Annotated in this window: 23 protein-coding genes and 1 pseudogene; 12 read left to right on the forward strand and 12 right to left on the reverse strand. The window is 69.7% G+C overall.

Going from position 1 to position 23368, the window contains the following annotated elements; all coding sequences use genetic code 11:
* Positions 1-8: 8 nt before the first annotated feature.
* Positions 9-749 carry an alpha/beta fold hydrolase gene (locus tag OHS16_RS09375; protein WP_328536716.1) on the reverse strand — a complete coding sequence of 247 codons (741 nt, stop codon included), beginning with the start codon at positions 747-749 and terminating at the stop codon, positions 9-11.
* 253 nt (positions 750-1002) lie between these two features.
* On the opposite strand from OHS16_RS09375, the gene OHS16_RS09380 reads away from it, so the two are divergent.
* Positions 1003-1731 (forward strand): AraC family transcriptional regulator, encoded by a 729-nt coding sequence (locus OHS16_RS09380; protein ID WP_443042584.1) that lies wholly within the window; start codon positions 1003-1005, stop codon positions 1729-1731.
* A 253-nt stretch (positions 1732-1984) separates the two neighbouring features.
* Complete coding sequence (locus OHS16_RS09385; RefSeq protein WP_328536718.1) at positions 1985-2341, forward strand: DoxX family protein; 357 nt, start codon at positions 1985-1987, stop codon at positions 2339-2341.
* 72 nt (positions 2342-2413) lie between these two features.
* Here the strand turns inward: OHS16_RS09385 and OHS16_RS09390 are convergent, their stop codons facing one another.
* Complete coding sequence (locus OHS16_RS09390) at positions 2414-2623, reverse strand: DUF397 domain-containing protein (RefSeq protein ID WP_328536719.1); 210 nt, start codon at positions 2621-2623, stop codon at positions 2414-2416.
* On the reverse strand, positions 2620-3582 hold the full coding sequence (locus OHS16_RS09395) for a helix-turn-helix domain-containing protein (RefSeq protein WP_328536720.1): 963 nt from the start codon (positions 3580-3582) through the stop codon (positions 2620-2622). The genes OHS16_RS09390 and OHS16_RS09395 overlap by 4 nt, the downstream gene beginning before the upstream one ends.
* 39 nt (positions 3583-3621) lie before the next feature.
* On the opposite strand from OHS16_RS09395, the pseudogene OHS16_RS09400 reads away from it, so the two are divergent.
* Positions 3622-4048, forward strand: a pseudogene (locus OHS16_RS09400) (ATP-binding protein).
* Positions 4049-4305: 257 nt separating this feature from the next.
* On the opposite strand, the gene OHS16_RS09405 reads toward OHS16_RS09400, so the two are convergent.
* On the reverse strand, positions 4306-5535 hold the full coding sequence (locus OHS16_RS09405; protein ID WP_328536721.1) for an MFS transporter: 1230 nt from the start codon (positions 5533-5535) through the stop codon (positions 4306-4308).
* A 54-nt stretch (positions 5536-5589) separates the two neighbouring features.
* Here OHS16_RS09405 and OHS16_RS09410 point away from each other — a divergent pair, with 54 nt between their 5' ends.
* From OHS16_RS09410 to OHS16_RS09425, 4 genes are all read left to right on the forward strand, one after another.
* On the forward strand, positions 5590-6336 hold the full coding sequence (locus OHS16_RS09410) for a helix-turn-helix transcriptional regulator (protein ID WP_328536722.1): 747 nt from the start codon (positions 5590-5592) through the stop codon (positions 6334-6336).
* 187 nt (positions 6337-6523) lie between these two features.
* Complete coding sequence (locus OHS16_RS09415; RefSeq protein WP_328536723.1) at positions 6524-7279, forward strand: TetR/AcrR family transcriptional regulator; 756 nt, start codon at positions 6524-6526, stop codon at positions 7277-7279.
* Positions 7280-7293: 14 nt separating this feature from the next.
* Positions 7294-7602, forward strand: coding sequence for a hypothetical protein (locus OHS16_RS09420; protein ID WP_328536724.1), 309 nt, complete (start codon positions 7294-7296; stop codon positions 7600-7602).
* 101 nt (positions 7603-7703) lie between these two features.
* Positions 7704-8876: a C40 family peptidase gene (locus OHS16_RS09425; protein ID WP_328536725.1), complete on the forward strand. Its 1173-nt coding sequence runs from the start codon at positions 7704-7706 to the stop codon at positions 8874-8876.
* Here the strand turns inward: OHS16_RS09425 and OHS16_RS09430 are convergent.
* Genes OHS16_RS09430 through OHS16_RS09450 form a run of 5 tightly spaced genes read right to left on the reverse strand, consistent with a single transcriptional unit; the run spans position 8849 to position 14126 of the window.
* The gene (locus tag OHS16_RS09430) at positions 8849-10084 is read right to left on the reverse strand and encodes a styrene monooxygenase/indole monooxygenase family protein (RefSeq protein WP_328536726.1); all 1236 of its coding nucleotides are present in this window, start codon (positions 10082-10084) and stop codon (positions 8849-8851) included. The two genes, OHS16_RS09425 and OHS16_RS09430, sit on opposite strands and share 28 nt — an antisense overlap.
* A 14-nt stretch (positions 10085-10098) precedes the next feature.
* Positions 10099-10725, reverse strand: a complete 627-nt coding sequence (locus OHS16_RS09435; protein ID WP_328536727.1) for a GTP-binding protein — start codon at positions 10723-10725, stop codon at positions 10099-10101.
* Complete coding sequence (locus tag OHS16_RS09440; protein ID WP_328536728.1) at positions 10706-11101, reverse strand: DUF742 domain-containing protein; 396 nt, start codon at positions 11099-11101, stop codon at positions 10706-10708. The genes OHS16_RS09435 and OHS16_RS09440 overlap by 20 nt, the downstream gene beginning before the upstream one ends.
* Positions 11098-11577 carry a roadblock/LC7 domain-containing protein gene (locus OHS16_RS09445; RefSeq protein WP_328536729.1) on the reverse strand — a complete coding sequence of 160 codons (480 nt, stop codon included), beginning with the start codon at positions 11575-11577 and terminating at the stop codon, positions 11098-11100. The genes OHS16_RS09440 and OHS16_RS09445 overlap by 4 nt, the downstream gene beginning before the upstream one ends.
* Complete coding sequence (locus OHS16_RS09450) at positions 11574-14126, reverse strand: sensor histidine kinase (protein ID WP_328540778.1); 2553 nt, start codon at positions 14124-14126, stop codon at positions 11574-11576. Before OHS16_RS09450 ends, OHS16_RS09445 begins: the two co-directional genes overlap by 4 nt.
* Before the next feature lie 462 nt (positions 14127-14588).
* Here OHS16_RS09450 and OHS16_RS09455 point away from each other — a divergent pair, with 462 nt between their 5' ends.
* The gene (locus tag OHS16_RS09455; RefSeq protein WP_328536730.1) at positions 14589-15377 is read left to right on the forward strand and encodes a hypothetical protein; all 789 of its coding nucleotides are present in this window, start codon (positions 14589-14591) and stop codon (positions 15375-15377) included.
* Between the two features lie 73 nt (positions 15378-15450).
* On the opposite strand, the gene OHS16_RS09460 is transcribed toward OHS16_RS09455, so the two are convergent.
* Entirely contained in the window at positions 15451-15933 is a 483-nt protein-coding gene (locus OHS16_RS09460) for a MarR family winged helix-turn-helix transcriptional regulator (RefSeq protein WP_328536731.1), read from the reverse strand.
* 219 nt (positions 15934-16152) lie between these two features.
* Between OHS16_RS09460 and OHS16_RS09465 the strand changes: the two genes are divergently transcribed.
* On the forward strand, positions 16153-16986 hold the full coding sequence (locus tag OHS16_RS09465; RefSeq protein WP_328536732.1) for a lysozyme: 834 nt from the start codon (positions 16153-16155) through the stop codon (positions 16984-16986).
* 120 nt (positions 16987-17106) lie between these two features.
* Here the strand turns inward: OHS16_RS09465 and OHS16_RS09470 are convergent, their stop codons facing one another.
* Positions 17107-17901, reverse strand: a complete 795-nt coding sequence (locus OHS16_RS09470) for an SDR family NAD(P)-dependent oxidoreductase (protein WP_328536733.1) — start codon at positions 17899-17901, stop codon at positions 17107-17109.
* A 50-nt stretch (positions 17902-17951) separates the two neighbouring features.
* A complete protein-coding gene (lon, locus tag OHS16_RS09475) occupies positions 17952-20354 on the reverse strand; it encodes an endopeptidase La (RefSeq protein ID WP_328536734.1) in 2403 nt (800 codons plus the stop codon).
* A gap of 156 nt (positions 20355-20510) precedes the next feature.
* Between lon and OHS16_RS09480 the strand changes: the two genes are divergently transcribed.
* From OHS16_RS09480 to OHS16_RS09490, 3 genes are all read left to right on the forward strand, one after another.
* The gene (locus OHS16_RS09480) at positions 20511-21221 is read left to right on the forward strand and encodes a spermidine synthase (protein ID WP_328536735.1); all 711 of its coding nucleotides are present in this window, start codon (positions 20511-20513) and stop codon (positions 21219-21221) included.
* A 136-nt stretch (positions 21222-21357) separates the two neighbouring features.
* Positions 21358-22095: a response regulator transcription factor gene (locus OHS16_RS09485; protein WP_328536736.1), complete on the forward strand. Its 738-nt coding sequence runs from the start codon at positions 21358-21360 to the stop codon at positions 22093-22095.
* Positions 22092-23186, forward strand: a complete 1095-nt coding sequence (locus OHS16_RS09490; protein ID WP_328536737.1) for a HAMP domain-containing sensor histidine kinase — start codon at positions 22092-22094, stop codon at positions 23184-23186. The genes OHS16_RS09485 and OHS16_RS09490 overlap by 4 nt, the downstream gene beginning before the upstream one ends.
* The last annotated feature ends 182 nt before the right edge of the window (positions 23187-23368 follow it).

The following is a 23368-nucleotide window of genomic DNA, read 5'->3' on the forward strand; positions in this document are numbered from 1 at the left end:
CCTTCCTCTCACTCGGACGAGCTGGGCTTGCGTGGTCCTCGATGGCAAGCCTGTCGTCCGTGCGCCGATGCATCCGCGACGCATTCGCCGAGCAGGAGTGCAGCGACCGCCTCCGGGGCCTCATGCATCGCGTCGTGGCCGGTCGGGAGGTCGTGGACCTGCCACTCGGGATCGGCTTGGAGTCGGGTGCGGAGTTCAGCGAACGGCGTCCGGTCCTCCCATCCCGAGCAGTAGACGAACTCCCGACGCGGGACCTGGGCGAGCGTCCCGGTGAGCCGGATCGATTGCAGGAAAGAGGCGAGAGGATGGGGACGGCGGCGGGGATCGCCGCCGACCGGCGGGCGGACGGCGTAGCCGGTGGCCGCAGCGCCGGCAGCGAACACGCCCCTGAAGTACTCGTTCGTTGACGACCAGCACGACTCACCGTCGCGCGGTACGTAGGCGTCGAGATGCACCAGCCGTGAGATCCGGCCGTCAGCGCGGTCGGCGGCCGCGGCGATCACCATCCCGGCGTAGCTGTGGCCGACCAGCGTCGCGCTGGTGATGTGGTGGCGATCGAGGTGCCGCAATACGTCGTCAGCGTGCGTGTCGAGGTTGGCGGTCGCGACCGTCGCGTTGTCGTCGTCCGGCCGCAGACCGGTCAGGGTCAGGGGGTGAACGGTGTGACCGGCGCGCTCCAGCAGCGGAACCACCGCCTCGAACGACCAGGAGCCCTTCCACGCGCCGGGCACGAGGACGAACGTCGCCATGGCGATTCTCCTTCTCTCTCAGGTCGCGGCATCGAGGCGCGCTGCCTCGATGACATGGGGTGCGGCCGGGCGCTCTGCGCGACTGAAGACCACTCCGCATGGAGAAAGTGTCACCGGATCACGGTGTGGCTTGCTACCGCTACGATGCCAACTGATGCCTGTTGGCCGCCAACCTCGTCCGACCGCCGGTGCGACGTCACATGTGTGGCCGTCCGGCGGGCGCCACCTCTGGCCGTCCGGCGGGACAAGCGCAGTGCAGTCGCACGCACGGGGACACCTGGTATACGCAGCCGGCGGCGTCTTGGCAGTTCACACCGAGCGCGGCACGTCGATCGTTCCCGCCAACCGGGTCGCCTGGACCCCCGCGGGGTTCACTCACTACCACCGCGCCCACGGCGACACCGATATGCGGATCGTCTTTCTCGCGCCATCCCTCGCCCGGCTCATATCGGACCAACCCGCCGTGTTCCTGGCCTCCGGCCTCACCCGCGAGGTACTGCTCGCCCTGACTGGCTCACGCAACTACGACGACACCGCGCCTGACTACAGCCGCTCGGCGCGGGCTCGCCTCCTTCGAGTCGTCGTCGATGAACTCCGCGAAGCGGACGAACAGCCACTGCACCTCCCGGAGCCACAGGACGACCGGCTGCAAGCCATTGCCCGGATGCTGTACGAGACGCCGGCGGACAACGCCACGCTGGCCGAACTCGGGAAGACCATCGGAGCCAGCACCCGCACCCTCAGCCGACTGTTCCGCAACGAACTCGGCATGACCTTCTATGAGTGGCGCACGCAGCTCCGCGTCTACCACGCGCTCGTACTCCTCGCCGACGGCCACGACACCATCCAGACCGCCTACGCCTGCGGATGGGCCAACCCCAGCAGCTTCATCGCCGCTTTCACCAACATCATCGGAACGACCCCCGGCCGTTATCGAACCGAACGCCGGACCGCCGCCCACGCCGCTCACCCCCGAACGTGATCAAGCCCTCGGGGTGATGCGTTCTCGCATCCCGGGCCGATGTGATCCGCGATGAGAGCAGTGCCGTCAGTTCGCGGAAGCGCGTCCGGATCTCGATGACCGGCTGTTCCCGCGCGCCCCTGGTTGCCCGCGCTGGAGCGCACGCCCAGCTGCCGACCGATGTCACACACCGATTCGCCGGCACGTCATCCAGGAGAACGGCATCCCCAACGGAGAGCCCAGCAACACCATTTCGCGCAGAAACGGAGAAATCGTGTTCGCCGCCTATCTCACGGTCACCATCCTCGGTGTGGTCTTCAACGGTGCCGCCGCCGTCACCTACCTGATCGGCCACGAATACCCCAAGACCCAGGCGGACATGAAGGGCCTGCCACGGAAGTGGGTACCGGTGCTGGGCATGCTGCTGGCAGCAGGCACCGTGGGCCTGCTGGCCGGGCTCGCGGTGCCGCTCCTGGGAACCCTCGCCGCCTCCGGTCTCGTGCTGTACTTCATCGGCGCGATCATCGCCCACCTGCGGGTGGGCTCGCGCAACATCGTGGGCGGGATCGTCTTCCTCGTCACCGCGGCGGCCGCCCTGACTCTGGGTCTCATCCACCACGGCCTCTGGTGATCCGCGCAGGCCCGCCGATGCCCTCGCCACCGTCGGGCGAGGGCATCGGGGAGAACGCCCCGAGCGGCGGCGTCAGTTCGTGGACGCGTACGTGACGAAATCCGCCCACGCGCGGGGGGTGAAGCCGAGTTGGGGGCCAGGCACGTTCTTGGAGTCGCGGATGTGGACCGTCCGGGGGTCGGTCGCGACCTCCACGCACTCATTGCTATTGCTGCTGTCGCTGTAGCTGCTCTTGAACCACTTGAGTCCGACGACGTTTCCCGCAGAGCGCTTGAGGGTCATGCTTCTCCCCGCATTTTCTCGATGAAGGCCAGTGACTCCCTGGGCGTGAGAGCTTGCGCCCGGATGATCCCATGCCTCAGCTCAAGGACTTGGAGCTCCTTCGGATCGGAGACCACCCGACTGGTGAGCTGAGCCTCGGAGTACCCGATCGTCCCTCCGTCCCTCAGCTTCAACAAGTTGATCGGCCCTCCCATGCCAGCATGGTCCTCACGATCCAGTGGCATGACCTGGATCTCGGCGTGCCTCAACCTACCGACTTCCAGCAGCCGTTCGAGCTGGCGCCGCAGGACGTCCGCTCCACCCAATGGACGCCGAAGAACTGCCTCTTCCACGACGAAGGCAAGTGCGGGCGGCAGCCGCTGAGACAGGATGGCCTGGCGGGCCATTCGAGCCGCTACCAGCCCGTTGATCTGATCCTCCAGATAGGCAGGGCGCCGCATCTCGAACAACGCCCGCGCATACTCCTCGGTCTGCAACAACCCGTGAATGTTGTGGTTGTCGTAGGCGGCGATCTCAACCGCGTGGTGCTCCAAGTTGGTGAGATCGCGGATCTTCTTCGGATACCGCGCCTCCGCCACGTCCTTCTTCATCGCCGCGAGCTTCCCGCCCGCGCCCAGCACCTCATCAGCCTTGTCCAGGAACTCCGGCTTGGGGATCCGCTTCCCCGCCTCCACCTTGTAGACCTGGTTCTCCCCATAGCCGATCGCCGCCCCCAACTCCACAGCGCGCAGCCCCGCCGCCTCACGCCAGAGCCGGATCTGCCGTCCGACCGCCGCGATCTCCGCACCCGAGTCGTCCCCCAGGTCAACGTCCTGGTCGGCCCCGTCCCCCGCAACACCCGCGACACCGTCCCCAGCCACTACGCCACCCGCCTTCACGCGTACCGGAACCACTGCACGCCGTACCGGATGGACAGACCAGGACAACCACTGGACAGTCACTGTCCGTACATGCGTCATTGCTGTTCAGCGTAGTCACGATCGGCCACGCTGAGTGACGTGACCCAAGAAATCACCCACCCCGAACATGCCGTTCCCACCCGGCAGTTCACCGTGCTGCTCTCCCCCCACCCCGCGGGGCGCGAGGCTCGCCCGTCTGCTCGCCGCGGCCCATCTGAGCGACTGGGGGCTGCCTTCGGAGCGGGCCGCGCACATCGTCGCCGAGCTGGCCAACAACGCCACCGTGCACGGCCGCGTACCGGGCCGGGACTTCCAGCTCAGCCTGACCGTCCATGACGGGGCACTCCTGCGGATCGAGGTCACCGACACGCGAGGCGACCGTCTCCCGCATACCCGAGCCCCCACCGGCTGCGCCGAGTCCGGACGCGGTCTGCTGATTGTCGAAGCACTGGCCGACGGCTGGGGAGTCGTACCCGGGCCCGTGCCCCGCAAGGTGATCTGGGCGGAAGTCGACCTCACACGGTGACCACAGCCACCGCGTCGCGGTCCTTCACGACCCGGCCGTCCGCGACGCGGCAACCCGCAGACGGGGGCGGGACGAAGGGCGCGCGGAGGGCCTGCTGCTCCGTCTGGAGGTACTCGACACCTCCGCCTCCGCCGGGGATCAGGCGCCTCCCGACGAGCCCGGGGGCATCCGGCGCGTCCGCCGGTGCACGTCCGGCTCCCCCCGCGGCCCGGGTGGCCGCGGGGTTCTTCTGCCGGAACGACCCCACTGGCGACGGCTCACGGGTGGGAGGCGGTGTCGGTGACCGGGGTTGGCTGTGCGGTGGTCAACGGGCGGCCGGTGGCCGCTTCGAGCGACTCGGGCTCGTCGAGGGTGCACAGCAGGAGCCAGCCGATGGCGGGCAGCGCGATCAGCGGTGCGAGAGCGGTCCGCAGGGATGAGGCGTCGGCGATGGCGCCGATGAGCGGGCTGGCTATGCCGCCGACGCTGACGGTCAGGCCCAGGGTGACGCCACTGGCAGTGCCCACGCGCCGGGGCAGGTAGTCCTGGCCGAGGGTGATGTGGAGGGAGAAAGGCACATACAGTCCTGCCGATGTGCAGGCGATGAACACATAGAGGAGCGGTCCGGGGACGAAGACCACGCCGGCCACGGCGAGGATGGTCAGCGCGTAGGACCACTGGACGACCGGGATGCGGCCGTGGCGGGTGGCGAGTCTCCCGCCGGCCACGGTGCCCACCGCGCCACCGAGGTAGAGCACGAACAGGGCGGCCGTGCCGGAGACATCGCCGCCTCCGGTGCGCTGGCGCGCGTACAGCGAAATGAACGCGCCGAGACCGACGAAGACGACTGAGCGGCACACGATGGCCCCCGACAGCTTCAGGAAGGACGCCCAGTCGTCCCGGCCGGTGGCACGGCTAGCGAGAGCGGCCACGGTCGCTGCGGCAGGAGCCCCGACACCCCGCAGCGCGGCTACGCACAGCGCCATGCCGGCAAGGGCGGGGACGATCAGCAGGGGCGAGGCGTGCAGGCCGCCCGTGGCCATGACGGCCCACACCAGCAGTGGTGCGGTGGCGAAGCCGAGGTTACCGCCGAGGGAGAACCAGCCCATGGCGGTGTGGCTGCCCCGGCTGACGCCTCGCGCCACGCGCGCGGATTCAGGATGGTAGGCGGCGATTCCGATCCCGGACACCGCGACGACAGCCAGCGTCAGGGCGTAGGAACCGCTGACACCGGCGAAAGCGACTCCGGCGCCGCCGACCAGCGTGCTCACCGGCAGCAGCCACGGCATCGCCCACTTGTCGGTGAGCATCCCGAACAGCGGCTGTACCACCGAGGACAGCAGGGAAGCGGCCAGCACGATGCCGGACGCAGCGGCGTAGGAATAGGCACGTTCGGAAACGAAGAACGGCACCAGGGCAGCCACCGCGCCCTGGTAGACGTCCACGCAGGCATGCCCCAGGGAGAGCAGCGCGATGAGCCGGGTGGGTGAGCTCTGGTTCGTCGACACCTGGCCATCGTCGCCACCGCACGGCTTGGCGCGCTTCCAATAAAATGCCAGTTCATGCCGAATATCCGCCACACCCCCCAGGCGCCCACGCGCACCCAGGAACTGATCCCCGGGCAGACCATCGACGCACACCGTCACGACGACCACCAGATCGTGTACGCGGGCTCCGGAGTCCTGGATGTCACCACCGAAGCCGGCACCTGGTTCGCGCCCGGTAACCGCGCCATCTGGGTCCCCGCCGGATGTGTTCACGCCCACCGCGCCCACGGCCACCTCGCCCTGCACCTGCTCGGGCTGCCCGCCGGCACCAACCCCCTCAACCTCGACGCCCCCACTGTTCTCGCCGTGGACCCGCTGCTGCGCGAGCTGATCCTCACCCACACCAGAGGCCCCCACGAGGACACTCCGGAGCGGTTGCGGCTGCGCGCCGTCCTCCTCGACCAACTGCGCGCCTCACCGCAGGAACCCGCCCAGCTGCCCGCCCCCACTGACCCCCGCCTCGCAGCCGTCTGCGACCTCCTGCGCGCCAACCCCGCAGACCCGCGCTCCCTGGCTGCCCTGGGAACCGCCGCAGGAGCCTCCGGGCGCACCCTCAGTCGCCTCTTCCGTCACGAGCTGGGCATGACCTTCCCGCAGTGGCGCACCCGGCTGCGCCTCTACCACTCCCTGCGCATGCTGGCGGACGAGGTGCCGGTGACCACCGTCGCCCATCACTGCGGCTGGTCCTCCGCCAGTGCCTTCATCGACGTATTCCGCCGCGCCTTCGGCTACACCCCGGGCACCCACAACCGGGGCCGCTGACAGGTCCACTCCGATCGTGGCGGCACGTTCGTACCGGCAGGCTGAGCCCGGCGGTCACGCACCGGCGCCGCATGCCGCCGGGGCGGCCGCTCCGTCCCGCGCGCCCGCCGCGCACACCACCCTGCGCGCTGCTTCCCCGAACCGGACAGTACGGCTGTCGTACGGAGCAAACGATTACGCTGCGGACATGACCCCCGCAGCGATCCCCGCCTACCGACGCCTCAGCGTCGAGGAGCGTCGAATACAGCTACTCGACGCGGCCCTGACGCTCTTCGCGCACCGCGCGCCGGAGGACGTGTCGCTCGACGACGTGGCGGAGGCCGCCGGGGTCTCCAGGCCGCTGGTCTACCGTTACTTCCCCGGCGGCAAGCAGCAGTTGTACGAGAAGGCCCTGCGCTCGGCGGCGGACGAGCTCGAGCTCTGCTTCACGGAGCCGCAGTCCGGGCCGCTCACCCGGCGCCTCGGCCGGGTACTCGATCGCTATCTCGCCTTCGTCGACGAGCACGACGCCGGCTTCTCCGCGCTGCTGCGGGGCGGCAGCGTCGCGGAGACCTCCCGTACCCACGCCATCGTCGACGAGGTGCGCCGCGCCTCGGCCGAGCAGATCCTGGTCCACCTCGGGATCCCGTCACCGGGACCCCGACTGCGGATGCTGGTGCGTACCTGGATCGCCGCCGTGGAGGCCGCATCGCTCATCTGGCTGGACGAGGAGAAGCAGCCGCCGGTCGTCGAACTCCGCGACTGGCTGATCGACCACCTCATCGCACTGCTCACCGCGACCGCTGCGACGGACCCCCAGACGGCGACCGCGGTACGGGCCGCGCTGAGGATGGAGCATCCCGAAGGACCGGCCGGGACCCTGGCCCGGCGGCTCGCGCCGATACTGCCCGAGGCTGCGCATCTGCTGACCCCACCCGCAGACGCGCCGCGCGGGGACCGCTGAGTCACACTGACCGGGTGAAGAGCGAAGAGACCCTGTTCGAGGGCGGCCCCCTGGACGGGCGCGTACTGCCGATCCTGCTGGGACCGACCGGCAATCCGCCCAAGGTGTACGAGGTCCCCGTCCCCGACTCGGCCGGCGGCCCGCCCACCGTCCTGGTCTATGTCCGTGCCCCCGCCGGTCACACCAAGCGGCTGGGGATCCAGCGCGGCTGGAAGTACGAGTACGCCCCGGACGGCCGGCCCCGCACCCTGAAGTGGCCCTGGTCGAAGGCGGAGCCCCGCCCTGGCGCGGGTCCCACCGCGCCCGGCCACTCGTCCGAGTGACCGCATTAGGCCGTTCCGACCTCCCCGGATGCCGAAGTCGCCCTCTCGTCGCATGCTCGCGCCGGGACGGAGGGACCGCCCCCGGAATCAGAGGTGATGTGGTGTCAGGCAGGCTGCTGCGATTCATCGGTACGACGGCAGTGATCGGTTCGGTCGTCACCGCATCGCCCGCGCTGGCGGACCCCGAAGCGCCGGGGCCGGCCACCGCTGGACCGGCCACCACCCGACCGGCCACCGCCCCACCGGCGACTGCTCGACCGGCCACCGCCGCGGAACTGCTCGAGCGGCTCCGTTCTCTCTATCAGCGCTCCGAAGCGGCCGGCCAGAGTTACACCGCCGCGACGGAGGCGCTCGGGCGGCAGCGTGCGGCCGCCCGGAAGACCGGCGCCGGGCTGACGAAGGCGCGGACCGAGCTCATCAGAAGCCGCGAGGCGGCAGGGCAGCTGGCGCGTGAGCAGTACCAGGGCCGATCCGATCTCTCGCCCTATCTGCTGCTGATGCTGGCGGAGGATCCTCAGCAGGCACTGGACGCGAACCATGAGATCAAGCGGGCATCGGCCGACCGGATGGCGAAGATCAGGCGCCTGCGCAGCGTCGAACACCGCGCACTGGTACTCGCCACCCGCTCGAACGCCGCCCTCATCGCGCAACAGAAACTGGCGGCCCGCAGGAGAAAGGCACACGAAACAGCAGAGGCCCGTCTGCGCGACGCCGAAGCGCTGCTCGCCGGTTTCACCCCGGACCAGGCGGCCGACGTGGCAGCACTCGACAAGGCCGACACGGACGCCGCCCAGAAGGAACTGGTCGACTCAGGCGGGCTCAGCGGCCCCCCGGCAGCTGTCTCGGCCCAGGGCAACGCGGCGGTGACCTACGCGATGGCGCAGATCGGCAAGCCGTACGTCTGGGGCACCGCCGGTCCGAAGGCCTTCGACTGCTCCGGGCTGACCCTGCGGGCCTGGGCCGAAGCGGGCCGCAGAATCCCCCGCACCAGCGAGGAGCAGTGGCGGCAGCTGCCGAAGGTGGCGCTGACGGCGCTGCGCCCGGGTGACCTGATCGTCTACTTCCCCGAAGCCACCCATGTCGCCCTCTACGTCGGCGGGGGGAAAGTGGTCCAGGCACCGCGCCCCGGCGGCCGGATCACGGTGTCGCCCATGGCGTTCGGCCCGATCCTGGGAGCGGTCCGCCCCGGCTCCGCGAGCGCGGTTGATCCGGTGCCCGCCGGAGCCGGAGGGGCCACCCGGCCGGCTCAGGTTCCGGACACCTCGGCCAGGTAGGCGCCGGTCTTCTCGGGATCGAAGAAGAAGTTCTCGAAGTCCGCCGGGTCGTTGAAGCCGTTGGCGAAGCGGTCGGCCACCGGCTGGAGCTGGCCCGCGGCGCCGATGAGGTTCAGCACGTGCTCCGGCGGGGCTCCCAGCATCGCGTTCGTCCACTTGGTGACGTGCTGTCCCGTCTCCCAGTAGCGGTCGAAGGTCTGCTGCATCCACGCCTCGTCGAAGGGCCGGTCACCGTGCTCGGTGATGGAACCCAGATAGGAGGCCGCACACTTCGACGCGGAGTTGGAGCCCTGCCCGGTGATCGGGTCGTTCGCGACCACCACGTCGGCCACGCCGAGAACCAGACCGCCGCCGGGCAGCCGGCCGATGGGGTTGCGGACCGTGGGGGCGTAGCGGCCGGAGAGGGTGCCTGCCGCGTCGGTGAGTTCCACGTTGGTGGCGCGCGCGTACTCCCAGGGCGTGAACTTCTCCATCAGCTCCAGGGTGAGCGAGAGATGTTCGGCAGGGTCCTTGACGTCCTGGAAGGCGTCCAGGGGGCCGCCGGGTATGCCCTCCCAGAAGAGGATGTCGGCGCGGCCGCTGAGGGTCAGGGTCGGCATCACGAAGAGCTCGCCGACGCCGGGGACCAGATTGCAGCGGACCGCGTCGAAGTCCGGGTGTTCGGGGCGGGGGCCCATGCCGTGGACGTAGGCCACGGCGAGCGCGCGCTGCGGCGCGGTGAACGGCGAACGGGACGCGTCCCGGCCGAACATCGAGACGAGCTCGCCCTTGCCGGCCGACACCATCACCAGGTCGTAGGTGCGGGCGAAGAAGTCGAGATCGGACACGGCGGCGCCATGGATCACCAGCTGCCCGCCACGCTGCGCGAAGGTGTCCATCCAGCCGGCCATCTTGACCCGCTGGTCCACGGACTGGGCGTAGCCGTCCAGCTTGCCCACCCAGTCGATGACACGGGAGGAGTCGGGGCCGGCGACCGACACGCCGAGGCCCTCGATCTTCGGGGCCTGGGACTCCCAGAAGTTGATTCCCAGGTCGCGCTCGTGCTGCAGCGCGGTGTCGAACATGCACTGCGTGGACATGACCCGGCCTGAACGGATCTCATCGGCGGTGCGGTTGGACATGAGAGTGACCTCGTAGCCCTGGGACTGCAGGCCGAGGGCGAGTTGGAGCCCGGACTGACCGGCTCCGACGATGAGTATCTTCCGCATGGCGGGCTGTTCTCCTATTCGGGGGTGGCGTCGAGTGCATGGCCCACCAGGGCCAGCAGGGACTCGATCACCGTGATTCTGTTACGCGCGTCCATGATCAGTACAGGGACGTGCTGCGGAATCGTCAGGGCCTCGCGTACGTCGCGGGGCTCGAAGTCCGGTGTGCCCTCGAAGTGGTTGACCGCCACGATGTACGGCAGTCCACAGCTCTCGAAGTAGTCGAGGGCCGGGAAGCAGTCGGCGAGCCGGCGGGTGTCGGCCATCACTATCGCGCCGATGGCACCGCGAACCAGGTCGTCCCACATGAACCAGAAGCGCTGCTGCCCGGGCGTACCGAACACGTACAGCACCAGGTCGTCGTCGAGGGTGATCCGGCCGAAGTCCATGGCGACCGTGGTGGTCACCTTGTCCGGCGTGTCGGTGAGGTCGTCCGTGTCCTCGCTCGCCTGGGTCATCAGGGCTTCGGTCTGGAGCGGGGTGATCTCCGATACGGCGCTGACGAAGGTCGTCTTCCCGACACCGAAGCCGCCCGCCACCACGATCTTGGTGGATATCGGGGCCCGGGTGCGGTCGTTCTGCCAGGCCTGGGCACCCTCTTCGGCCTCGGCGGGGATCAGCGTCTCAGAGACGGCGGAGTCCACTCAGCACCCTTTCGAGCAAAGCGCGGTCGGGCTGGCCTTCGCCGTGCCCGGTCCCGTACACACGGATCTTTCCCTGGTCTGCGAGGTCGCTCAGGAGGACCCGGACGACCCCGAGCGGCATCTTCAGCAACGCCGAGATCTCGGCCACGGTCCGCATCCGCCGGCAGATCTCGACGATGGCCCGCATCTCCGGCATGAGACGCATCGGGCCGTTGGCCAGCTCCGGGCGCTCCGGCGGCGCCTCGATCGCGGCCACGAAGGTCTCGACGAAGAGGATGTGGCCGAACTTGGTGCGGCCGCCGGTGAGCGAGTACGGGCGGACCCGCGCGGGGCGCCGTTCCGGACTGCGGACCGGTAGACCATGGGCGGGGGTCACTGGGCGCTCTCCATCGATTTGCGCAGCTCACTGCGGAGTTCGGGGGTGAGGACATGACCGGCACGGCCGACGAAGAGTGCCATGTGGTACGCCACGACGCTCATGTCGCAGTCGGGGGTGGCATGCACCCCGAGCAGTGAGCCGTCACTGATCGACATCACGAAGACACTGCCCTCCTCCATCGCGACCATCGTCTGTTTGACGTTCCCGCCGTCCATCAGCTTGGCGGCGCCGATGGTGAGACTGCCGATCCCGGAAACAATGGTGGCCAGGTCGGCCGACGACCCCTTGGGCCCGCTCGGGGCTTCCTGCCGGGCGGCGGCCACGACCTCCGGGTCGGAGGAGAGCAGCATCAGCCCGTCCGACGAGACAACGGCGACGGAGTGGAGCCCCGGCACCTCATCGACCAGGTTCTTCAACAGCCATTGCAGGTTCCGGGCTTCACTGCTCAGGCCGAATGTGCTGGGCGCTGTCAACTGCGTGCCTCCTCGACACTGTCCCCCGCGTCGTCGGTCCGTACAACGTCGCCATCGGTGTTCACCGCATCGGTGCTCTGATCCGAGATCTCCGCTTCCACGTCCTTGCGGCCGTTCTTGGCTCCTTGGTGGAAGCCGCCGAGCCTGCGGCGCAGGGCGTCGGCGTCCACGCCGCCGGCCCGCTGCCTGGGCGCCGCGTCGGCGGGCTTGCTGATCCTGGGGGTGCGCTTGGGCAGTCCCTTGTCGGTGACCCGCGCGGCCGTCGGTTCGCCGGTGTGCCCGGCGGTCCGTTCGGTGGACTGCGCCGGGATACGGCCCGACACGGTGGGGGCCGGGTCCGAGGCGGGTGCGTCACCCGTGGGCCTGTCGGCCGGGCCGGGGCGCCGCATGGTGAAGGTCGGCTCGCCCACCCGGTCTGCCGAGCGCTCGTCCACCGAGTCGGTGGAGCGCTCGTGCGCGTCCGCTCCTATGGCGTACCGGGAGCGGGTGGGCAGCACGTTGGAGTTGGCCTCGGCCACCGAACCCGGCAGGTTCAGCGTGGGCGCGGAGCCCGGCGACGGCACGAAGTGCGGTGGCGCGACGGGCGGCTCGTCGGGAAGCAGCGCGCTCGGCAGTACGACGACCGCTGCGATCCCGCCCTGCTTCTGCTCACGCAGCTCGACCCGTACCCCGTGGCGCGCCGCGAGCAGCGCTGTCACATGAAGCCCGAGCCCGGCCCTGTCGTCTCCCGGGGAGCCCGGATCGTACGTCCCGGGGTCGGCAAGACGCGTGTTGAGCTCGGTGCGCCGGACCGGCGACATGCCGATTCCCTCGTCCTGGACGGAGAGCATCACCTCGCCGCTCTCCAGGAGCCAGCCGGAGAGCTGGACATGGGCGTCGGGCGGCGAGAACGCGGTGGCGTTCTCGAGGAGTTCGGCGATCAGATGACTGATGTCGTCCGCCGCGAATCCGGCGACCTGGGTGTGCGGCGGCAGGGCCTGGATGGCGACTCGCTCGTACCGCTCGATCTCGCTGACCGCGGCGCGCAGCACATCCACCAGCGGCACCGGTCCGCTGTGCGCATGACCGTGCTCGGTACCGGCGAGCACCAGGAGGTTCTCGCTGTGCCGGCGCAGCACGGTCGCCATGTGGTCGAGCTTGAAGAGAGTGGACAGCTGGTCCGGGTTCTCCTCGCGTTCCTCCAGGCCCTCGATGACGGTGAGCTGACGCTCGACCAGGCCGAGACTGCGCAGCGAAAGATTGACGAAGGTCGACTGGACGGTGTGCCGCATCCGGTCGAAATCGGCGCTGATCTCTGCCGTCCTGGCCTCGAGCGCGGTCCGTTCGGACGCCAGCAGTTCCCGTCCGCCGATCAGATCACGCTGTTCGCGTGCCAGCCGCTCGGCCCGTGCCTCCGAGGTCAGGACCCTGCCGTGCAGGGCGTTGATGGACCGTACGACCTGGGCGAACTCGTCGTTGCGGCCGGTGAACCTGATCGGCTCCTCCGTCCCGGGCGCCGCGGCGAGCCGGGCGGCCCCGATCCGCAGCACCGCGAGCGGCCGGGTGAGCGTACGGGCCACCGCCGCACCGGCTCCGATGGTGATCAGCAGCAGCACTCCGGCGAGCGCGACGCGCAGTTCGAGCGCGGTCACCGCGTCATCGCGCAGGGCCGCGAGCCGCTTGGCCTGCCGGGCGCCAAGTGAGGACTCCACGCCGCGCATCTGGTCGATCCGCGCGGTCAGCGCGGAATCGGCCTTCGACGGGCTGGTCTTCAGATCGGACGCGGAGAGCTGCGGCTGGTCGGTGAGACGGGCCAGATAGCTCTCGGCGCTGTCCACGTCTGGGCCTGAGACCGTGGCGTCGAGGGACTCCCTGGCGTCCGGAGCCGCCGCCTGGTCGAATTCCGCGAGTGCGGACAGCTCCCGGACCCGGGACAGCTGGGCCGCGGTGCTCAGTTCGTTGCGGGTGCGGACGTCCGCGCTCTCCGGGTCGGCCGCACGGGCCACGTACCGCCCGGTGACCGGGTCGAACACGGTGGTCGCCGGGGGGCTGGGAACAGCCAGTGCCGCGAGCAGCAGACCGCGGGTGGCCGATGCCTGGTCGACCGCGTGGCCGAGATCGACGGGCGCCCGGGTGTCCGCGGCTGCCTCCGGCGGGCTCCGGTCGGCGAGCTGTTCCGAGACATCGAGGAGCTTGCCGATGATGTCCGAGTACGCCTTCTCGGCGTCCAGCGCCGATCCCTTGCCGGACAGTGCGGTCCTGCGTACGGAGGGGACCGTGGCGAGGTCGTGGCGCAGCGCTGCCGGGGCGGCCGCGCTGATCTCGTTGATCTCGTTGTCGACCCGGATGGCGCGGTCGGCGGCCTGCTCGTCCTTCTTGCCCCGCCCGCCCGCGATGTAGACCGTCATGTCGTCGCGCTCGTCCGCGAGGGCGTGCGCGAGCGAGACGGCCTGCTGGTCCAGGCCGGCGAGGGTGACAAGGTGCTGGGCGTCCGTCAGTTCGGACGAGGCGCTGTATGTCGCGGGTGCGGCAGCCGCAAGGACGGTGAGGCCGGCAACGGCCACACCCATGACCAGGCGCCTGCGGACCCGGACAGCACGTTCGACGGGCACGCTGGTGTTGCGCCGAAGCCACTTGTTCTGCACCGGTGCTCGCAATCTTGACTCGTCCACGCATGACGCCGAGGTGAGGACTGATCAGACAACTGGTCGGGACCGGCCGCGGATGAGCGTCCTCTCCTCTGGTACGGCTTCTGACCATTCCAGTGGTTTTGGGAGGGGAGTGCACATCACCGGCTCAGCCACCCGAACGAGTGAACATCACCAGCGAGTTGGCAAACAACTCCGCGCACCGCCCGGCAGAGGCCCGTGCGGGGCGCCGGCTGGAACTTCCGCGCGGGCTTTGGCAGGATGCGCGCCCGCACGCTCCCGGACTCGCACATTCCACCCAAAGACCCCTGCCTGACCTGCTGGTACCCGGTGAGCGATCGCGCATGTGCCCGCCGCGTGAATACCTCCGGCAGACTGCTCGGTATGCGCATCGAACTCACCTCGGCCCCCGGCAGCGGCGACCGCCCCAACGAGGACTGGACCGGGGCGGTTCTGCCTGCCGCGGGGCGGGGAGGCGCGCTCGTCCTGCTGGACGGCGTGACACCGCCCGCGGGTCCGTCCGGATGTGTGCACGGCGTGCCCTGGTTCACCGCCCGGCTCGGCGGCTCACTGGTCGAACTGTCCGGTTCGCGCGGGGATATGACCCTGCGGGAGATCCTGGCCGAATCAATTCGGCGCACCGCCGCGGCGCACCGGGATTCCTGTGATCTTTCTCACGTCCGCACTCCTCAGGCAACCGTGGTCATGCTGCGCTGGTCGGGGGGCACGGCCGAGCATCTGGTGCTCTCCGACTCGATCCTGCTGGTCGAGGATCCGAACGGGGCCGTACGCGCGGTGCTGGACGACCGGCTGGACCGGCTGCCGCGCGAGGTGCTTGCGACCGAGGCGACTGCCGACGCGGTGCGGAATCAGGAAGGCGGCTTCTTCACCGCGGCCGCCGACCCGGAGGTGGCGGCGCGCGCGGTGACCGGATCGACTCCCCTCGCGGACGTACGCGCCGCGGCGGCGCTCAGTGACGGCGCGAGCCGCTGGGTGGAGACCTTCCGGGCGGGCGACTGGTCGGAGTGTTTCGGCATCCTGCGCAAGGAGGGCCCGCAGGCGCTGATCGACCGGGTGCGTGCGCTGGAGGAGGCCGACGCCGCCGCGGACCGTGCACGACTGCGGCAGAGCAAGACGCACGACGACGCCTCTGCCGTCTTCCTGGAACTCTGAGGGCCGTCCCGGAAGTCCGCCGGCCGGGCCTGCGGCCCCTGGGAATCCGCGGATTCCCAGGGGCCGGAGGCGGCTACTCGGCGGCCCGGGCGTTCAGGTGGTGCAGCAGCCGGGCCAGCTCGGCGACTTCGGCGCGGTCCCAGCCGTCGAGCTTGCGCACGTACTCCGCCCGGCGGGCGTCCCGTACCCGGCGCAGCCGGTCGCGCCCCTCCTCGGTCAGCCGGATCAGGAAGGCCCGGCCGTCGCCCGGGTCCTGCTCCCTGGTGACCAGGCCCAGATCCTCCAGAGCGCGCAGCTGGCGGCTCATGGTCGCCCTGCCCACCCCGATGTAGCCGGCCAGGTCGGTGGCCCGCTGGCCGCCCCACTCGTCGAGACAGACCAGCAGTCCGTAGGCCGCGGCCTCCAGATCGGGGTGCACCTCACGGGACATCTCACCGGAAGAGGCCCGCGCGCGGCGCAGAAAGACGGTCAACTCCCTTTCCAGGGCGAGGAATTCCTGGTCCACACCACTCGTGGACGGGGCAGGGTCTCCACTGCCTGTACCGCTGTCGTGCACGTCAGCACCCCTCGCGAGCTTTCCCGATCCTGAAAGTTTCTTTCAGCGCCTGCCATTGCCGCAGCTCCGCCAGTATTTCGCAGGAGTAGACCAACGGCAGCAACCGGTCCCCCTTCCGCCGCACGCGTCTACGTGCGTAGCGTCACCTCTGACATGCACACACCATTACATGTCGTCAGCTCAGCAGTTCCCCCCACCGAGCCTTTCGGAGGCACGCTCATGCCCGTGCACAGATCCGGAACGGCCCGTCGCGGACGCATCGCCGCGGTCGGGATTCTTATCGCATTCCTCGCCTCGCTCATGGCCTTGCCCGGCACCGCGTCGGCGGCCGGCAAGCCGGCAGTGCCCGCCCGCGGGACGGCCACCATGGGTATGGGCGTCATCGCCCACGACGGCCAGGGCCCCGCCCCGCACGACACCCGGGTGGTGCAGACCGAAGGTGTCGACGTCTCCGGGTACCAGGGCGACGTGGACTGGACGACGCTGTGGAACAGCGGGGTCAGGTGGGCCTACACCAAGGCCAGCGAGGGGAATTACTACACCAACCCCTCGTTCACCCAGCAGTACAACGGCTCATACAACGTCGGGATGATCCGCGGCGCCTATCACTTCGCCACACCCAACGATTCGAGCGGCGCCAACCAGGCCAACTACTTCGTGAGCCACGGCGGCGGCTGGTCGGGTGACGGCAAGACCCTGCCGGGAGTACTGGACATCGAGTGGAACCCCTACGGCGACGCCTGCTACGGGCTGAGCGCGTCGGCGATGGTCGCCTGGATCCATGACTTCGCCAACACCTACAAGGCGCTCACCGGCCGCGACGCGGTGATCTACACCGCCACCAGCTGGTGGACGCAGTGCACGGGCAACTCCGCGGCGTTCGGGGCCACCAACCCGCTGTGGATCGCCCGTTACAACACGACACCGGGCACACTGCCGGCCGGCTGGGGTGTCCAGACCATCTGGCAGTACACCTCGACCGGACCGACGGTCGGCGACCACGACAGGTTCAACGGAGCGCTCGACCGGGTGCAGGCGCTCGCCAACGGCTGACGCACGAGGACGTTGCCAGGGGCCGCCCCGGCCCCTGGCAATCCCCGGTCGCGGGCCGGATGCCTGACGGACCCGCGGCACCCGCGTACGGCGCCGGCATCCCGCACCGGCGGCCGGTCGTCACGGGAGGATCGAGTCCACGTACCCGCCGTCCACCCTGATCGCCCCGCCCGTGGTCGCCGACGCGAGCGGCGAGCTGAGGTAAACGATCATGTTCGCGATCTCGTCGGGTTCGATCAGACGCTGGATCAGCGACTGCGGGCGATAACTCCGCATGAATTCCCGCTGCGCCTCGTCCCAGGGCAGTTCGGTACCCACCAGTTCATGGATCAGATCTTCGACTCCACCCGTGTGAGTGGGGCCGGCGATCACCGAATTGACCGTCACACCGGTCCCCGCAGCGTCCTTGGCGAACCCGCGGGAGACCGCGAGGAGTCCGGTTTTCGACACCCCGTAATGAATCATCTCGGCGGGGATGACGAGCGCGGAGTCGCTGGCGATGTTGAGAATCCGCCCCCAGCCGCGTTCTTCCATACCCGGGAGATAGCTGCGGATCATACGGATCGCCGCGAGGACGTTGACCTCGAAATAGCGGCGCCACTCGTCGTCGTCGATCTCCAGCGCCGTCCGGGCACCGAACACACCCAGATTATTGACGAGGATGTCCGTCCGCGGCAGGGCCTGAAGCACCTGCCGCGCGCCCTCCTCGGTGGAGATGTCCCCCGGCGCCGCCATGAAAGCGGCGCCGGGGGCTCTGACACTCAGCTGCGCCACGGCCTCGCCGACGGACTCCCGGGTGCGGCCGTTGACCGCGACCCGCGCTCCCGCCCTGGCCAGGCCGGCCGCGATGGCCGCTCCGATGCCGTTGGTCGAACCCGTGACCAGGGCGCTCTTCCCAGTGAGGTCAATCAGCACGGTGGTCGTCCTTCCCGCGGGGGACTCATCCCAGTAGAGCACCGACCGCGTCAGGCGGCAGCGGGCAGCCTCACCTGGGCGGAGGACAGCGCGATCTCGAGGACCTGGCGGACATCCGTCACCGGGTGCACCTCCAGCTTGTCGAGCACCTCGGCGGGCACGTCGTCCAGGTCGGCCTCGTTCCGCTTGGGAATGACCACCGTGGTGATACCCGCCCGGTGCGCGGCCAGCAGCTTCTGCTTCAGACCGCCGATCGGGAGCACCCGCCCGGTCAGCGACACCTCGCCGGTCATGGCCACGTCCGTACGGACCTGCCTGCCGGAGAGCAGGGACGCCAGGGCCGTCGTCATGGTGATGCCGGCGCTCGGGCCGTCCTTGGGCACCGCGCCCGCCGGGAAGTGGATGTGCACACCGCGCTCCTTCAGATCCGCGACGGGCAGCTCCAGCTCGGCGCCGTGCGAGCGCAGGAAGGACAGCGCGATCTGCGCCGACTCCTTCATCACATCCCCGAGCTGGCCGGTGAGGCTGAGACCCGCACCACCCGTCTCGGGGTCGGCCAGCGACGCCTCGACGAAGAGGACGTCGCCGCCCGCTCCGGTGACCGCGAGCCCGGTGGCCACCCCGGGCACCGCGGTACGGCGCTCCGCGGGGAGCTGGGCGGACTCGGGGACGTGATGCGGCCGTCCGATCAGCCGGCGCAGATGCTCGTCGGTGACGGTGAAGGGCAGCTCCTGCTCACCCAGTTCGTGCTGGGCCGCCACCTTCCGCAGCAGCCTGGCCACGGCCCGCTCCAGATTCCGGACACCCGCCTCACGGGTGTACTCCCCCGCCAGCTTGCGCAGTGCGGAGTCGTCGAGAGTGACCTCGCCGCTCTCCAGCCCGGCGCGCTCGAGCTGCCTCGGCAGCAGGTGGTCCCGGCCGATGACGACCTTCTCGTCCTCGGTGTAGCCGTCGAGGGTGACCAGCTCCATGCGGTCCAGCAGCGCCTCGGGAATGGCCTCCAGGACGTTCGCCGTGGCGAGGAACACCACGTCGGAGAGGTCCAGCTCGACCTCCAGGTAGTGGTCGCGGAAGGTGTGGTTCTGTGCCGGGTCGAGGACCTCGAGCAGGGCGGCCGCCGGGTCGCCCCGGAAGTCGGAACCGACCTTGTCGATCTCGTCGAGCAGCACAACCGGGTTCAGCGACCCGGCCTCCTTGATCGCGCGGACGATACGCCCGGGGAGCGCGCCGACGTACGTACGCCGGTGTCCGCGGATCTCCGCCTCGTCCCGCACACCGCCGAGCGCCACCCGGACGAACGTGCGTCCCATGGCGTGCGCGACGGATTCACCGAGCGACGTCTTGCCGACGCCCGGCGGGCCCACCAGGGCCAGCACCGCGCCGCCCCGGCGGCCTCCGACGACGCCGAGGCCGCGGTCCGCGCGGCGCTTGCGCACCGCCAGATACTCGGTGATCCGCTCCTTGACGTCGTCCAGACCCGCGTGTTCGGCGTCGAGGATCTCCCGGGCGCCCCGGATGTCGTACGCGTCCTCGGTCCGCTCGTTCCAGGGCAGTTCGAGGACGGTGTCCAGCCAGGTCCTGATCCAGGAGCCCTCGGGGCTCTGGTCGGAGGCCCGTTCCAGCTTCTCGACCTCCTTGAGCGCGGCCTCCCGCACCTTCTCGGGAAGGTCGGCGGCCTCCACCCGGCTCCGGTAGTCGTCGGACTCGTCCTCGGGATCGCCGTTGAGGTCGGAGAGCTCCTTGCGCACGGCGTCCAGCTGCCGGCGCAGCAGGAACTCGCGCTGCTGCTTGTCGACGCCGTCCTGTACGTCCTTGGCGATGGACTCTGCGACGTCCTGTTCGGCGAGGTGCTCGCTGAGCCACTGAACGGCCAGCTTGAGGCGGGCCACCGGGTCGCCCGTCTCCAGCAGTTCGACCTTCTGGTCGAGGCTCAGGAAGGGTGAGTAGCCGGAGTTGTCGGCCAGTGCGGACACGTCCTCGATCTGCTGGACGCGGTCCACGACCTGCCAGGCTCCGCGCTTCTTCAGCCAGTTGGTGGCGAGTGCCTTGTATTCCCTGGCGAGTTCGGTGACCGCACCGGGCAGGGGGTCGGGCGCGGACTCGTCGATCCGGATGCCCTCGACCCACAGCGCGGCGCCGGGGCCGCTGGTGCCGGCACCGATCCGCACCCGGCCGCGGCCGCGGATGAGGGCGCCGGGGTCGCCGTCCGAGAGACGGCCGACCTGCTCGACGGTGCCGAGGACGCCGGTGCCCGCATAGGTGCCGTCGATACGCGGAACGAGAAGGACCAGTGGCTTGTTGCCACTGGAGCGGTCCGAGGAAGCCTGGGCGGCCTCCACCGCGGCGCGTACCTCGGTGTCGGAAAGGTCCAGCGGCACCACCATTCCGGGCAGCACGACCTCGTCGTCGAGCGGCAGCACGGGCAGGGTGAGCGGTGCGGACGTGGAAGCCATGATCTCCCCTTAGGCAGTGAAGTTGAGCTATGCAGACTCAATGCGCCAGGAGTCCCCGATGTTCCCCGGAGCGTGTTCGCTCTCAGCGATCGATCATCCGCCGTCCCCAGGTGCCCGCCGCCGACCCCGCGGCGCCGCGATAGCCTCCGCCCGTCGATGACGTACGGCGGACGACGCCGGGACCCGGGGGCGATCACCATCGAGACAGCGCACACACTGGACCGGCGCGAGGGCCCTTACGGCGAGGTCGTGCTGCGCGGCCGCGGTGAGGACTTCGAGATCATCGCCAACGGGTGCTTCCTGATGGACACCTCCGACGGCCGTTCGGAACGCCTGCTGGTCGACGCGGCACTCGACGCCCTCCCCGGCGGTCTGACGGGGCCTTCCCTGCTCATCGGCGGTCTGGGGGTCGGCTTCTCACTGGCACACGCGGCAGCCGGGCCCCGCTGGGGGGCCATCACGGTCGTCGAGCGCGAGCAGGCCATCATCGACTGGCATCTCGAAGGGCCGCTCTCCCGGATTTCGGGCCCCGCACTCGCCGATCCCCGCACTGTGATCCTGCGCACCGATCTGATTGCTCACATCCGTGACCCGGCGGCGTCGTACGACGCCCTGTGCCTGGATATCGACAACGGACCGGACTGGACGGTGACGGAGGACAACGGCGGTCTCTACACCCCGGACGGACTCTCGGCCTGCATGGACCGCATCAAACCGGGCGGAATCCTGGCGGTATGGTCCGCCAGGCCCTCCCCCGCCTTCGAGGATGCGTTGCGGAATGCCGGATTCAGCGGGGTAAGAACCGAAGAGATCCAAGTTGCCCGGGGCGTGCCTGACGTGGTCCATCTCGCCGTTCGCCCTGCGTAGCCGGGACGCCTTAATTGCATCTAGTCTGCTCACCGACGGATGAGATCTATAAGCCGTTTCTAAGAATCAAATCCGAGTACGCGCAAATTCCAAGAACACGCGAACGCAGACAAGAACGCACTTCCAGGGGCGGGCGATGGAGCAGACACACACCACCCACAACGGCGTCGCGGCCACTCCCGGCGCTCAGCGCCGGGTGCTGGTCGTAGAGGACGATCCGACAATCGTCGACGCCATTGCCGCCCGGCTGCGAGCCGAGGGTTTTCAGGTGCAGACGGCCACCGACGGCCCGGCCGCGGTGGACGCGGCCCAGGCGTGGCAGCCCGATCTGATGGTTCTCGACATCATGCTGCCGGGCTTCGACGGTCTCGAGGTGTGCCGGCGCGTCCAGGCACAGCGGCCGGTCCCCGTCCTGATGCTGACGGCCCGGGACGACGAGACCGACATGCTGGTGGGTCTCGGCGTCGGCGCCGACGACTACATGACCAAACCGTTCTCGATGCGGGAGCTGGCCGCGCGCGTGCATGTCCTGCTGCGCCGGGTCGAGCGGGCCACCATCGCGGCGTCGACGCCGCGCAGCGGCATCCTGCGCCTCGGCGAGCTCGAGATCGACCACGCACAGCGCCGGGTGCGGGTGCGCAACGACGACGTGCACCTGACGCCGACCGAGTTCGATCTGCTGGTCTGCCTGGCCAACACCCCGCGCGCCGTCCTCTCCCGTGAGCAGCTGCTCGCCGAGGTGTGGGACTGGGCCGACGCCTCGGGCACCCGTACGGTCGACAGCCACATCAAGGCGCTGCGGCGGAAGATCGGCGCGGAGCGTATCCGCACGGTCCACGGCGTCGGCTACGCGCTGGAGACACCCGCACCATGAGAGGGACCGGGAGCCGCTGGTCCGCGAAGCGACGGCCGCTCCCGGTCTCGGTCGCGACCAAGCTGGGCACGCTCGTCGTGGTGTCGGTCTTCATCACCACAGGACTGCTCGTCGTGGCCCTGCGCACCAAGACCGAGCTGCGGTTCATCACGGTGTTCTCGGTGATCGCCTCGATGCTGATCACCCAGTTCGTGGCGCACAGCCTGACCTCGCCGCTGGACGAGATGAACACGGTGGCCCGGTCGATCTCGCACGGTGACTACACCCGGCGGGTCAGCGGCGCGGACCGCAGGGACGAACTGGGCGACCTGGCGTCGACCATCAACCGGATGGCCGAGGACCTGGAGGCCGTGGACCTGCACCGCAAGGAGCTGGTGGCGAACGTCTCCCATGAGCTGCGAACGCCGATCGCCGCGCTGCGCGCGGTGCTGGAGAACGTCGTGGACGGGGTGTCGGCCGCCGACCCGGAGACGATGCGCACGGCGCTGAAACAGACCGAGCGGCTCGGCAGGCTCGTCGAGACCCTGCTCGACCTCTCCCGTCTGGACAACGGCGTCGTACCGCTGAAGGCGAACCGGTTCGAGGTGTGGCCGTACCTCTCCGGCGTGCTGAAGGAGGCGAACCTCGCGTCGGCGCAGCGCCGTGGCTCGGGCTCGGGCGGCCAGCACACCCGGACCGATGTCCATCTGCATCTGGACGTGTCGCCGCCGGAGCTGACCGCTCACGCGGATGCGGAGCGGCTGCATCAAGTGGTCGCCAACCTGATCGACAACGCGGTCAAGCACTCGCCGCCGCACGGGCGGGTGACGGTACGCGCCCGGCGCGGGTCGCAGCCCGAGTCGCTCGACCTGGAGGTCGTGGACGAGGGGCCCGGGATCCCCGAGCAGGAGCGGCACCGGGTCTTCGAGCGTTTCAACCGGGGCAGAGCGCCGTCCCCCCACGGCCCGGGCAGCGACGGCGGCACCGGGCTCGGCCTGGCCATCGCCCGCTGGGCGGTGGATCTGCACGGTGGGCGGATCGGGGTGGCCGAATCCTCTCGCGGCTGCCGGATAAGGGTCACTCTTCCGGGCGTACCTCGCACGACCAGTTGACGTAGGGTTCCAAGCGGAAGCGCGCATTCTGCGAGGTAGTCGCGGGTGAGCAGGTCAGAGGGGGCCGTCCAGGAGGGCGGTCGCCCCATGACGTCGTACCCGCAGAGCGCGGAACCTCGCTTGTTTCCCGCCAATTCGCACCCCGAAACACACTTTCCGATGTGACTTACACGACGATGGCC

Origin of the sequence: Streptomyces sp. NBC_00344 (assembly GCF_036088315.1) — a bacterium.
Taxonomy (GTDB): Bacteria; Actinomycetota; Actinomycetes; order Streptomycetales; family Streptomycetaceae; genus Streptomyces.